The sequence below is a fragment of the Mesorhizobium sp. GbtcB19 genome, assembly GCF_019091085.1.
In the GTDB taxonomy this organism is placed as follows: domain Bacteria; phylum Pseudomonadota; class Alphaproteobacteria; order Rhizobiales; family Rhizobiaceae; genus Mesorhizobium.
In genome coordinates this window covers 298,235-309,411 of sequence record NZ_JAGXJY010000002.1, presented here as the reverse complement: position 1 = coordinate 309,411, position 11,177 = coordinate 298,235, and the positions used below count along the sequence as shown (strand labels likewise).

Here is an 11,177-nt window from a genome sequence, read left to right as displayed (position 1 = left end):
CGGCGCGGGATTTTTTTTGTTTGCCGCAGCGCAAGGCAAATCGAGATTCAAGTCAGGCCGGCCTCACCTGAATATCGACCTGCCTAAGGCGCGAAGATCGACCAGTTCATCATCCTTGCGAGCTTCTCCAGGGCGATCGAGCCGAGCTTGGAGTTGCCGTTCTCGTTGAGGCCGGGCGACCAGACGGCCAGCGAAGCCACCCCGGGAACGATGCCCAAAATACCGCCGCCGACGCCGCTCTTGCCTGGGATGCCGACGCGGAAAGCGAAATCGCCGGAGCCGTCATAGTGGCCGCAGGTCAGCATCAAGGCGCCGATGCGGCGGGCACGTTCGGGCGAAACCACCGAATATCCGGTCGCCGGATTCTTACCGCCATTGGCGAGGAAGCGGCCGGCCATGGCAAGCTGGCGGCAACTCATGGCGATCGCGCAATGGTGGAAGTAGACGCCGAGCGCCAGCTCCGGCGCGTGATGGAGATTGCCGAAGGATTTCATGTAGTTGGCCAGAGCGAAGTTGCGGTAACCGGTGGCCCGCTCGGACGCCGCCACGTCGCGGTCGATGATGATCGTCTCGTCATCGGCGAGGAATTGGATGAAGCGCAGGATTTCGCCGATCGCCTCGCGCGGCTGATGACCGGCCAGCAGGACGTCGGAGACGACGATGGCGCCGGCATTGATGAACGGATTGCGCGGAATGCCGTTCTCATGCTCGAGCTGGACGATCGAGTTGAACGGATTGCCGGAGGGCTCGCGGCCGACCCGCTGCCAAAGGGCATCGCCGATCTTGCCCAGCGCCAGCGTGAGCGTGAAGACTTTCGAGACGCTCTGAATCGAAAAGGGCTGGTCGGCATCGCCGGCAAGGATGACGCGGCCGTCATTGGTCACGGCGGCGATGCCGAATTTCTTCGGATCGACCTTGCCGAGCTGCGGGATGTAGGTCGCTACCTCGCCGCGATCGGTGCGCGCGGCCATCTCGGCGGCCACTTCGGCCAGTGCTTGCTCGAGTTCCGGCATGGCTTCTATTTCAGCCAGCGTTCGATGCGGGCCAGCGCCTCGACCATATCGTCATGGCTGCCGGCATAGGAAAAGCGCATAGTCCTGTGGCCCTGCAGCGGGTCGAAATCGCGGCCGGGCGTTGCCGCGACATGCGCCTCGGCCAGCATCTTGCGGGCGAAGGCCATGCTGTCATTGGTGTGGCGGGCGACATCGCAGAAAGCATAGAAGGCGCCATCCATGGGTGCGGCGAGCGCGAAGCCAAGTTCCGGCAGGCGCTTCATCAGAAGGTCGCGGTTCCAGGCATAGCGCGCCTTCACCTTTTCCAGCTCTTCGGTCGCCTTGAAGGCCTCGATCGCCGCGATCTGCGACAATTCCGGCGGCGAGATGTAGAGGCTCTGCGCGACACGCTCGACCGGGCGCACCAGCTCTTCCGGCAGCACCATCCAGCCGATGCGCCAGCCGGTCATGCAGTAGTATTTCGAGAAGGAGTTGATCGCGGTGACGCCAGCGCCGTGCGCCAGCGCGGTCACATCGGGCGCCGCGTAGGCCAGCCGGTGGTAGATCTCGTCCGAGATCACGGCGATGCCGAGTTCCTCGGCCGTCCTCACCAGCGCCGCAAGTTCATCGGCCGGAATGACCGCGCCGGTCGGATTGGCAGGGCTGGCGAACAGCACACCCTTCAGCGGCTTCTCGCGATGCGCGGCCTTCAGATGTTCGGCGTGCAGATACGCATCCGAGCCGAGCTCGATCTCGACGATCTCGATGCCGAGCGCGGCCATGATGTTGCGGTAGGCCGGATAGCCGGGCGCGGCGATGGCGACGCGGTCGCCCGGATCGAACATGGCCAGGAAAGCGAGGTTGAAGGCGGCCGAAGAGCCGGTCGTGACGGCAATACGCGACGGCGCGACATCGATCCCGTAATGCTCGCCATAGTGTGCCGCGATCGCCTTGCGCAATTCGGCCAGGCCCAAGGCATCGGTATAGCCGATGCGGCCGTGCCTGAGAGCCGCGGCCGCCGCCTCGCGGACGCCGACCGGCGCCGGATCCGACGGCTGGCCGACGGCCATCGACACCACGGGAACGCCGGTGGCCTTCAGCCGGTTGGCTTCGGCCAGGATATCCATGGCATGGAACGGCTCGACTTCCCCCCGGCGCGAAAGCGAAACGACCATTTGACCTCTTCCAACTGCTTGTTCGGCGAAATTCCGGGCGGAAAGCACTGCAGAACCGCCCTTGAACCGCCCGGTTAAAGGACAGCGCCGCACAAATGCCCGATTGATGTGGCGACCACAAGCGCGCAGGAAGTTACCGGCGCCGACTTTTCATCTTTCGCCCGCTCGTCTACCAGTGGACCTTATGTTGAGCCGACCCCGATCAATATTTGGCGAATCGACCTCTCTCGGCCGGACCGCGCGCGGCTTCGCAACACTTTTGCTTGCCGCTGCGGTCGCCGTTTCGGGCTCGATCAGCGCCTTTGCGCAGAGCGTGCCGGTGGTGCGCGATGCCGAGATCGAAGCGCTGGTGCGCGACTATGCGCGGCCGATCTTCAAGGCGGCAGGCCTTGCCAATGATGGCATCGACATCGTTCTGGTCAACGACCAGAGTTTCAACGCCTTCGTCACCGGACGGCGCCTGTTCATCAACACCGGCGCGCTGGTGACGGCCGAAACGCCGAACGAGATCATCGGCGTCATCGCGCACGAGGCCGGCCACATTGCCGGCGGGCACCAGCAGAAATTGCGCGACCAGCTCGACCGCGCCAAGACCATGGCCATCATCGCCACGCTGCTCGGCGCTGGCGCCATGGTTGCCGGCGCCACCACCAACAGCAAGGGCCTGGCGGGCGCCGGCATGGGTGTTGCCGCCGGCGGCGGCGAGATGGCGCAGCGCTCGATCCTCGCCTATCAGCGTACCGAAGAGATCACCGCCGACCGCTCGGCGATCACCTATCTGAACGCCACCGGCCAGTCCGGCATGGGCATGCTGAAGACCTTCGCCCGTTTCCAGAGCGCGCTGTCGCTCTCCGGCACCCAGGTCGATCCCTACCGGATCAGCCATCCGATGCCGCAGGAGCGCATCGCCAACCTCGAAGTGCTCGTCAAGCAAAGCCCCTTCGTCAACACTATCGATCCGCCGGCGCTGCAGCAGCGGCACGATATGATGCGCATCAAGATCGCCGCCTATATGCAGGGCCAGGCCGCCGTTGCGCGGCTGATGCGCAAGAACCCGACCAGCCTCGCCTCGCGCTATGGCGATGCCCAGCAGACCTATCTCTACGGCAATCCGGGTGCCGCCCTGACCAAGACGGCGGCGCTGATCAAGGAGCAGCCGAAGAACCCCTATTTCCAGGAGTTGCGCGGCGATATCCTGATGAAGATCAATAAGCCGCAGGACGCGGCGGACGCCTATGCCAAGGCCGCCAGCCTCGACCCCGCGCGGTCGGGCTTGCTGCTTGTCTCTCTCGGCCAGGCGCTGATGGCAGTGGGCACGCCCGATTCGCTGAAGAAGGCCGTGGTCCAGCTCAACAACGGCGTCGGGCGGGACAAGGAAAATTCCGATGCCTATCGCTTTCTGGCGCAGGCCTATGGCGAGCAGGGCGACATTCCGGCCGCAGATCTCGCCACCGCCGAAGGCCATTATTATGCGGGCGACTATAAAAATGCGAAGATCTTCGCCATGCGCGCTCAACAGAAATTGAAGCGCGGCGAACCCCGCTGGGTGCGCGCCCAGGATATTATAAACTACACGCCATCCAATAAACCCAAATGAACCTCCCGAACGTTGGCGACGACCAAGGCGGACCGGAACAGGCAAAAGGAACGACGATCATGAACAAGGCAATCCTGCTTGGCAGTGCCGGCGGTCTGGCGGTGGCGCTCGGCATGCTGGCCTTCGGCTTCGTGGCGGGAAACCCGCAGGTTGCGAGGGCGGACGGCGCGCAAGTGGTTCAGGTCGCGTCCTCCGCCGACACCAAGGCCTCCGTCGACACCAAGATCGATCGCAAGGAGGTCGAGGGCATCATCCGCGACTATCTGTTGAAGAATCCGGAAGTGCTGCTCGAGGTGCAGGACGCGCTGGAGGCCAAGCAGAAAGAAGAGCAGCGGCTCGCCGCGCTCGGCGTGATCAAGAACTCCAAGGATGAGATCTTCAACTCCACCTTCGACGGCGTCGTCGGCAACCCGAAGGGCAAGGTCACGATCGTCGAGTTCTACGACTACAATTGCGGGTTCTGCAAACGCGCCATCGAGGACATGAAGGCATTGACCAAGTCTGACCCGGACCTGCGCTTCGTGCTCAAGGAGTTCCCGATCCTCAGCCCGGATTCGCAGAAGGCCAGCGTCGTCTCCATGGCGTTCCACCTGATGCACCCGGAGAAATACGGCGAATTCCATACCGCGCTGCTCGGCGGCCAGGGCCGCGCCACCGAAGCGACCGCGATCAAGGTGGCGCTTTCGCTCGGCGCCGACGAAGCGACCCTGCGCGAGAAGATGAAGGACCCCAGCATCGCCGAAACGCTTTCGCGCACCTATGACCTCGCGACGAAACTATCGATCACCGGCACCCCGTCCTATGTGGTCGGCAACGAGGTGATCTTCGGAGCGCTCGGCCAGCAGGTCCTGGCGGAAAAGATCGAAGAGGCAAAGAGCGCGCTCTAAGTGCCGGCGGGTGCAAAGCCGCCCACTGTGGACAGCGAAAGAACGCACTTGCGCTCTTTTCGCGGGCGGCTATGCCCATTATAGAGGCCCAGTGCGCCGGCTTGGGGTCGGCGCAGAACAAGGTCGGCATATTGAAAACGATTTTCGTCCTCAACGGTCCCAATCTCAATGCGCTCGGCAAGCGCGAGCCGGGGATTTATGGCGGCAAGACGCTTGCGGCCATCGCCGAGGACTGTAAGGCGGCGGGCGCCGCGCTCGGGCTAGAGATCGACTTTCGCCAATCCAACCATGAGGGCGACCTGGTCGACTGGATCCAGGAAGCCAGCGAGAAGGCGGCAGGCATCGTCATCAACCCCGGCGCCTACAGCCACACCTCGATCGCCATCCATGACGCAATTCGCGCCGCGGCACCCCTGCCCGTCGCTGAAGTCCATCTTTCCAACATCCACGCGCGGGAGTCCTTCCGCCACGTCTCCATGGTCGCGCCGGTCGCTGTCGGCATGATCTGCGGATTCGGGCCGCTCGGCTACACGCTCGCGCTGCAGGCATTGGCGGCACGCCTGTGACCGGCCCCCAAACAGAAGGCTCGAAAATGTCGATAAAAAAGACCGGTGTTGACCAGCAGCTGATCCGCGACCTGGCGGGCATTCTGAACGACACCAACCTGACCGAGATCGAGGTCGAGCTCGGCGACCTCAAGGTGCGCGTGTCGCGCCAGTCGCAGGCCGTCCATGCCGTGGCTGCGCCGCTACCCGCGATCGCCGCAGTTCCGGCAGCCGCGCAGGCAGCTGCTGTGGCCGCCGCGGCGCCCGCCGATCCGGCCAAGAACGCCGTGCCCTCGCCGATGGTCGGCACGGCCTATCTGGCGCCCTCGCCCGACGCGAAAGCATTCATCGAGATCGGCCAGAAGGTGAAGGAAGGCCAGACGCTGCTCATCATCGAGGCGATGAAGACAATGAACCAGATCCCTTCGCCGCGCGCCGGCACGGTGACGGCGATCCTCATCGAGGATGCACAGCCGGTTGAGTACGGCATGCCGCTCGTGGTCATCGAGTAGAGCGGGCAGGATGTTTCAAAAGATCCTCATCGCCAATCGCGGCGAAATCGCCCTGAGGGTGCTGCGCGCCTGCAAGGAGCTTGGCATCCAGACAGTTGTGGTCCATTCGACCGCCGATTCCGACGCCATGCATGTGCGGCTTGCCGACGAGAGCGTCTGCATCGGCCCGCCGCCGTCACGCGAAAGCTATCTCAACATCCACCAGATCGTCGCCGCCTGCGAGATCACCGGGGCGGATGCCGTGCATCCGGGCTATGGCTTCCTGTCGGAAAACGCCAAGTTTGCCGATATCCTCGCCGCCCACAACATCACCTTCATCGGCCCGTCGGGCGACCATATCCGCATCATGGGCGACAAGATCGAGGCCAAACGCACGGCAAAGCGCCTCGGCATTCCGGTCGTGCCCGGTTCCGACGGCGCGATCAGCGACGACAAGGAAGCCAAGCGCGTCGCCGCCGAAATCGGCTATCCGGTGATCATCAAGGCCTCGGCCGGCGGCGGTGGCCGCGGCATGAAGGTGGCGCACACCGAGGCGGATCTCGAAGTCGCGCTGGCGACGGCGAAATCGGAAGCGGGCGCCGCCTTCGGCGACGACGCCGTCTATATCGAGAAGTATCTGGAGAAGCCGCGCCATATCGAAGTGCAGGTGTTCGGCGACGGCGCCGGCCGCGGCGTGCATTTCGGCGAGCGCGACTGCTCGCTGCAGCGCCGCCACCAGAAGGTCTGGGAAGAGGCCAATTCGCCGGCGCTCAATGCCGAGGAGCGTTCGCGTATCGGCGGCATCTGCGCCAAGGCGATCGCCGATCTCGGCTATTCCGGCGCCGGCACGATCGAGTTCCTCTACGAGAATGGCGAGTTCTATTTCATCGAGATGAACACGCGCCTGCAGGTCGAGCATCCGGTGACCGAAGCGATCACCGGCATCGATCTGGTGCATGAGCAGATCCGCGTCGCTTCCGGCGGCGGGCTGTCGGTCCGGCAGGAAGACATCAAGTTCAACGGCCATGCCATCGAGTGCCGCATCAACGCCGAGGACCCGCGCACCTTCACGCCGTCGCCCGGCACGATCACGCATTTCCACACGCCCGGCGGGCTTGGCATCCGCGTGGATTCAGGTGTCTACTCCGGCTACAAGATCCCGCCCTATTACGACAGCCTGATCGGCAAGCTGATCGTGCATGGCCGCAACCGCGTCGAATGCATGATGCGGCTGCGCCGCGCGCTCGACGAATTCGTCGTCGACGGCATCAAGACGACGCTGCCGCTGTTTCGCGACCTTGTCGGCAATCCCGACATCGCCAATGGCGACTATGACATCCACTGGCTGGAAAAATATCTGGCCAAGGGTGAATAGCACGGGGATGCGATGACCCGTCCCTACGCGCCAGGCTATCGCATCCCGACCGACCTTTTGTTGAGGGCCTATGCCTCTGGCGTCTTTCCGATGGCGGAGAGCGCCAATGACCCGGAAGTGTTCTGGGTGCGGCCGGAAACACGCGGCATCATTCCGCTGGACGGTTTCCACACGCCGCGCAGCCTCAAGAAGACGATCCGCCGACATCCGTTCGACATCCGCTACGACTTCGATTTCGAGGCGACGATCGACGGTTGCGCCGAAAAGCGCGAGGAGCGCCGCTCGACCTGGATCAACGCGCCGATCCGCGAAGCCTATGTCGAGCTCTATCGACTTGGGCACTGCCATTCGGTCGAAGCGTGGCGCGAAGACCGGCTGGTCGGCGGGCTCTATGGCGTCTCGCTTGGGCGCGTGTTCTTCGGCGAAAGCATGTTCGCCAGGGAGACGGATGCCTCGAAGACCTGTCTCCACTATCTCGTCGAACGGCTGAAGGCGCGCGGCTTCGCGCTGCTCGACACGCAGTTCACCACCGAGCACCTCAAGCGCTTCGGCGCCGTCGACGTGCCGCGCGGCCAGTACGAGAAACTGCTCGCCGAGGCGTTGAAGGGTGAGGCCGTCTTCTACCCTTGATCAGTCTTGTTGAGGATCAGTCCTGCGCGATATCCAACGGCGTCTGCGCATGGAACATCATCTTCCAGCCGTCGGCGCGATGGACATAGCCGGTGCTGACCAGCGCGGCATAGGATTCGCCGTTCTCTCGCGTCGCGCGTGCCTCGTAAGTCAGCATGATGATGTCGCTGCCGGGCTCGACCATGCCCTTGAGCTTGATGTCGAGGTCGCGCCATCGGTTGGGCTTGCTGGCTGTCGCTGCCAGTTCGGCATTGGTCATCGCCTTGGCCATTTGCGGGAACGCAACCAGGCATCCCGTATCGGCATTGGCTTCATAATAGGCGGAATCGCCGGTCCAGAAGCCCTTCTCGATGTCGAGAAGCTCCTGCTTGTTGGCCATGATCGGCTTCGTGGTGATCATCGCGGAATCCTCCTCGCCTTGCCGAGTTGGAACGGCTCAAGGGCCAGCAGGTTCCGGGATCAGTTGGTGGTGGAAGGATCGTCGTCCGTGGCGTCCGGTGTCGCGTCAGCTGGCTCCGGAGCGGAGTCGGCGGGCTGAGTGGCGGTTGCCTTGGGCTTGGCGGCCCCGGACTTCGGCTTGGCCGTGTCGGCCTTGGCCGCGGTCGGCGGCGGCACGTCGGACTTCTGCTTGCAGCCTTTCAGCCACACGTCATAGACGGCGTGCTCGACGGCGTTGAGGCCGGGGCTTTCGGCAAACATCCAGCCGGTGAAGATGCGGCGGATCTTGCGGTCGAGCGTGATCTCGTCGACCTCGACGAAGGAATCGGTCTTGGGCTGCTCCGTATCCGGCCGCGAATAGCAGACGCGGGGCGTCACCTGCAAAGCGCCGAATTGGACGGTCTCGTCGACATAGACGTCGAAGGTGATGATGCGGCCGGTGATCTTGTCGATCCCGGCGAACTCGGCCACCGGATTGGTGACGCGATCGGAAGCCGAGGGCGCCGGAGCCGGAGCCTGCGCGGCAGCGAAAGCTGCCATCGAGGCGAACAGGGACGTCGCCACGATCAGCGCCTTTGAGGTATGGCCGAAAGAGCTCATGCAAAAATACCGGTGGTTGTGCCCGGGTGATTCTTCAATGCCCAAGGCTAGTCATGGCTGCGCAGTCAGCAAGCAGCTAAATGCCAATTGTGGCGATAAAGGACCGAAGCGGCGCCTTAGATGACGATCCGGAGGATTACGATCCGGGTGTCCAGGCGTCGTAGTCGCCCGTCACCTGCGGGCGATGCTGATTGGTCAGGATCGAACCTTGCGGGCGATAGGCGCCGGGCGTTCCCGTGAGGTTCGCCCGATGCGGCTTCTGCCATTCGCGCGGCTTGTAGCTCTCGCTCGGGGGAGGCGTGTCGACACGGTGATGGATCCAGCCATGCCAGCCAGGCGGGATCTTCGAGGCTTCCGAATAGTCGCGGTAGATGACCCAGCGGCGGGTGCGGCCTTCCGAATCGACGCCGCCCTCGTAATAGACGTTGCCAGCTTCGTCCTCGCCGACCTTCTTGCCGAAGCGCCAGGTGTGCAAGCGCGTGCCGAGCGTCTGGCTGTTCCACCAGGTGAAAAACTGCAGCAGGAAAGTTTTCATCCAGATCCTCGCGGCGGCAGCGGCTGCGCCCGTTTCCTGCTTATGGCGTCACGCAAACGCGAAGGCAAGGGTTTTGCCATGTCCTGAACGTAAATGCTTCGTGCGCTAAATCGATGCACCGCTGGCGCCTGCGACAGCGCCGCTTGCCAAGCGCGGCCTGTCTTTCTAAAGCTCGGCCGGTCCGTTCCGGGCGCGTCTTGAGGGAGGTGACGATTGACACGTGATCCGTCCGCCGACAGCCGGATCAACGCCGAAGCCATTCGCCGCCGCAAGGGCGGCGTGCCGATCGTCTGCCTCACCGCCTACACCTACCCTGTCGCCCGCCTGCTCGATCCGCACGTCGACCTGCTCCTGGTCGGCGACAGCGTCGCCATGGTCTTGCATGGTCACGCCACGACCCTCGGCGCCTCGCTGGACATGATGATCGCCCACGGCCAGGCCGTGATGCGCGGCTCGGCCAGAGCCTGCGTCGTGGTCGACATGCCGGCCGGCAGCTATGAGGCCTCGCCGGCACAGGCCGCGGCGGCGGCAAAGCGCATCGCCGAGGAAACAGGCTGCCAGGCCGTGAAGCTCGAAGGCGGCGTCGACATGGCAGCGCAGATTGCGGCGATCATCGCGGCGGGAATACCGGTCATGGGTCATATCGGCCTGCAGCCGCAGTCGGTGGAGAAGGACGGCGGCTACAGGATCAAGGGCCGCACGGAGGAGAACATCGCAGCGCTTTTCCGCGATGCCGAGGCGGTGGAAAAGGCCGGTGCCTTCTCCGTCGTCATCGAGGGCACGATGGAGGCCGTGGCCGCGAAGCTGACCCGTCATATTTCCATACCGACGATCGGTATCGGCGCCAGCGCCGACTGCGACGGTCAGATCCTGGTGATCGACGACATGGTCGGCCTGACCGTCGACCGCGTGCCGAAATTCGTCAAGGAATACGCCGACTTGCGCAGTGTGGTAGCGAGTGCCGCCGAGCGCTACGCCGCCGAGGTGCGCAGCCGCGCCTTCCCCGGCTCCGACCACGTCTTCACGACCGCATCCGGCAAGGACGAGACATGACCGCTCCCATCGTCGTCGACAGCGTCGCCGCCCTTCGCGCGCAGGTCCGGGACTGGCGGCGGACCGGCCTCAAGGTCGCCATGGTGCCGACCATGGGCGCGCTGCATGACGGCCATATCTCCCTGGTCAGGATCGCGCTCGAGCGGGCCGAGCGCTGCGTCGTCTCGATCTTCGTCAATCCGACCCAGTTCGCGCCGACGGAAGACCTCGACAAATACCCACGTCAGCTGGCGCGCGATCTCGACGGGTTGCAGGACGCGGGCGCACATCTCGCCTTCACGCCCGGCGTGGCGGAAATGTACCCGGCCGGCTTCGCCACCAAAATCTCGGTGGGCGGCCCCTCCTCCGGCCTCGAAACGGACTTCAGGCCGAATTTCTTCGACGGCGTCGCGACCGTGGTGGCAAAGCTCTTCCTGCAGGCGACGCCCGATTGCGCGGTGTTCGGCGAAAAGGACTACCAGCAGCTTTGCGTCGTCAGGCAGCTCTGTCGCGATATCGACCTGCCCGTCGAGATCGTCGGCGCGCCGACGGTGCGCGATGCGCACGGCCTCGCCATGTCGTCGCGCAATGCCTATCTCGGCGAGGCCGAGCTCGATATCGCGCGCCAGCTCAACGTGATCCTGCGCCGCACGGCGGCCGAACTCGCGTCCGGCGCGAACGAGACCCGCGCCACGAACATTGCCACGGAAGCACTCGTGCAGGCGGGCTTTCAGAAGGTCGACTATGTCGCCGCACGAGAGGCCGTGACACTCGCCCCCTGGCGGCGCGACCGCGACGGCCGCCTGCTCGCGGCAGCCTGGCTCGGCGCGACGCGGCTGATCGACAATGTGGAAATCCCCTCCGTCTGACCGCGTAGCGC

Annotated in this window: 13 protein-coding genes; 8 read left to right on the top strand and 5 right to left on the bottom strand. The window is 64.3% G+C overall.

Annotation, left to right across the window (positions count from 1 at the left end):
- Positions 1 to 83: 83 nt before the first annotated feature.
- Together KVT37_RS05510 and KVT37_RS05505 are read right to left on the bottom strand one after the other, a co-directional pair.
- A complete protein-coding gene (locus KVT37_RS05510; RefSeq protein WP_217570475.1) occupies positions 84 to 1,013 on the bottom strand; it encodes a glutaminase in 930 nt (309 codons plus the stop codon).
- 5 nt (positions 1,014 to 1,018) lie between these two features.
- Positions 1,019 to 2,167 carry a pyridoxal phosphate-dependent aminotransferase gene (locus tag KVT37_RS05505; protein ID WP_217570473.1) on the bottom strand — a complete coding sequence of 383 codons (1,149 nt, stop codon included), beginning with the start codon at positions 2,165 to 2,167 and terminating at the stop codon, positions 1,019 to 1,021.
- Positions 2,168 to 2,351: 184 nt separating this feature from the next.
- Between KVT37_RS05505 and KVT37_RS05500 the strand changes: the two genes are divergently transcribed.
- The 6 genes from KVT37_RS05500 (at position 2,352) to aat (ending at position 7,692) form a co-directional block, all read left to right on the top strand.
- Entirely contained in the window at positions 2,352 to 3,764 is a 1,413-nt protein-coding gene (locus KVT37_RS05500; RefSeq protein ID WP_217570471.1) for a M48 family metalloprotease, read from the top strand.
- A 59-nt stretch (positions 3,765 to 3,823) separates the two neighbouring features.
- Positions 3,824 to 4,651: a DsbA family protein gene (locus KVT37_RS05495; RefSeq protein ID WP_217570469.1), complete on the top strand. Its 828-nt coding sequence runs from the start codon at positions 3,824 to 3,826 to the stop codon at positions 4,649 to 4,651.
- A gap of 131 nt (positions 4,652 to 4,782) precedes the next feature.
- A complete protein-coding gene (aroQ, locus tag KVT37_RS05490) occupies positions 4,783 to 5,217 on the top strand; it encodes a type II 3-dehydroquinate dehydratase (RefSeq protein WP_217570467.1) in 435 nt (144 codons plus the stop codon).
- 26 nt (positions 5,218 to 5,243) lie between these two features.
- Positions 5,244 to 5,708 (top strand): acetyl-CoA carboxylase biotin carboxyl carrier protein, encoded by a 465-nt coding sequence (gene accB, locus KVT37_RS05485; protein WP_217570465.1) that lies wholly within the window; start codon positions 5,244 to 5,246, stop codon positions 5,706 to 5,708.
- Positions 5,709 to 5,718: 10 nt separating this feature from the next.
- Positions 5,719 to 7,062 (top strand): acetyl-CoA carboxylase biotin carboxylase subunit, encoded by a 1,344-nt coding sequence (accC, locus tag KVT37_RS05480; RefSeq protein WP_217570462.1) that lies wholly within the window; start codon positions 5,719 to 5,721, stop codon positions 7,060 to 7,062.
- A 12-nt stretch (positions 7,063 to 7,074) separates the two neighbouring features.
- Complete coding sequence (gene aat, locus KVT37_RS05475; protein WP_127230149.1) at positions 7,075 to 7,692, top strand: leucyl/phenylalanyl-tRNA--protein transferase; 618 nt, start codon at positions 7,075 to 7,077, stop codon at positions 7,690 to 7,692.
- A 16-nt stretch (positions 7,693 to 7,708) separates the two neighbouring features.
- Here the strand turns inward: aat and KVT37_RS05470 are convergent, their stop codons facing one another.
- From KVT37_RS05470 to KVT37_RS05460, 3 genes are all read right to left on the bottom strand, one after another.
- On the bottom strand, positions 7,709 to 8,092 hold the full coding sequence (locus KVT37_RS05470; protein WP_217570460.1) for a hypothetical protein: 384 nt from the start codon (positions 8,090 to 8,092) through the stop codon (positions 7,709 to 7,711).
- Between the two features lie 59 nt (positions 8,093 to 8,151).
- Positions 8,152 to 8,730, bottom strand: a complete 579-nt coding sequence (locus tag KVT37_RS05465) for a DUF2155 domain-containing protein (protein WP_217570458.1) — start codon at positions 8,728 to 8,730, stop codon at positions 8,152 to 8,154.
- Positions 8,731 to 8,866: 136 nt separating this feature from the next.
- Positions 8,867 to 9,265: an NADH:ubiquinone oxidoreductase subunit NDUFA12 gene (locus tag KVT37_RS05460; RefSeq protein ID WP_217570456.1), complete on the bottom strand. Its 399-nt coding sequence runs from the start codon at positions 9,263 to 9,265 to the stop codon at positions 8,867 to 8,869.
- A 213-nt stretch (positions 9,266 to 9,478) separates the two neighbouring features.
- On the opposite strand from KVT37_RS05460, the gene panB reads away from it, so the two are divergent.
- Positions 9,479 to 10,318, top strand: a complete 840-nt coding sequence (gene panB, locus KVT37_RS05455; protein ID WP_217570454.1) for a 3-methyl-2-oxobutanoate hydroxymethyltransferase — start codon at positions 9,479 to 9,481, stop codon at positions 10,316 to 10,318.
- Positions 10,315 to 11,166, top strand: coding sequence for a pantoate--beta-alanine ligase (gene panC / locus KVT37_RS05450; RefSeq protein ID WP_217570452.1), 852 nt, complete (start codon positions 10,315 to 10,317; stop codon positions 11,164 to 11,166). Before panB ends, panC begins: the two co-directional genes overlap by 4 nt.
- Positions 11,167 to 11,177: the final 11 nt, after the last annotated feature.

Coding starts and splice junctions, on each gene's coding strand:
- accC (WP_217570462.1), top strand. CDS start 5,719: ATGTTTCAAAAGATCCTCATCGCCAATCGCGGCGAAATCGCCCTGAGG.
- panC (WP_217570452.1), top strand. CDS start 10,315: ATGACCGCTCCCATCGTCGTCGACAGCGTCGCCGCCCTTCGCGCGCAG.
- KVT37_RS05495 (WP_217570469.1), top strand. CDS start 3,824: ATGAACAAGGCAATCCTGCTTGGCAGTGCCGGCGGTCTGGCGGTGGCG.
- aat (WP_127230149.1), top strand. CDS start 7,075: ATGACCCGTCCCTACGCGCCAGGCTATCGCATCCCGACCGACCTTTTG.
- KVT37_RS05500 (WP_217570471.1), top strand. CDS start 2,352: ATGTTGAGCCGACCCCGATCAATATTTGGCGAATCGACCTCTCTCGGC.
- accB (WP_217570465.1), top strand. CDS start 5,244: ATGTCGATAAAAAAGACCGGTGTTGACCAGCAGCTGATCCGCGACCTG.
- KVT37_RS05465 (WP_217570458.1), bottom strand. CDS start 8,730: ATGAGCTCTTTCGGCCATACCTCAAAGGCGCTGATCGTGGCGACGTCC.
- KVT37_RS05505 (WP_217570473.1), bottom strand. CDS start 2,167: ATGGTCGTTTCGCTTTCGCGCCGGGGGGAAGTCGAGCCGTTCCATGCC.
- KVT37_RS05510 (WP_217570475.1), bottom strand. CDS start 1,013: ATGCCGGAACTCGAGCAAGCACTGGCCGAAGTGGCCGCCGAGATGGCC.
- KVT37_RS05470 (WP_217570460.1), bottom strand. CDS start 8,092: ATGATCACCACGAAGCCGATCATGGCCAACAAGCAGGAGCTTCTCGAC.
- KVT37_RS05460 (WP_217570456.1), bottom strand. CDS start 9,265: ATGAAAACTTTCCTGCTGCAGTTTTTCACCTGGTGGAACAGCCAGACG.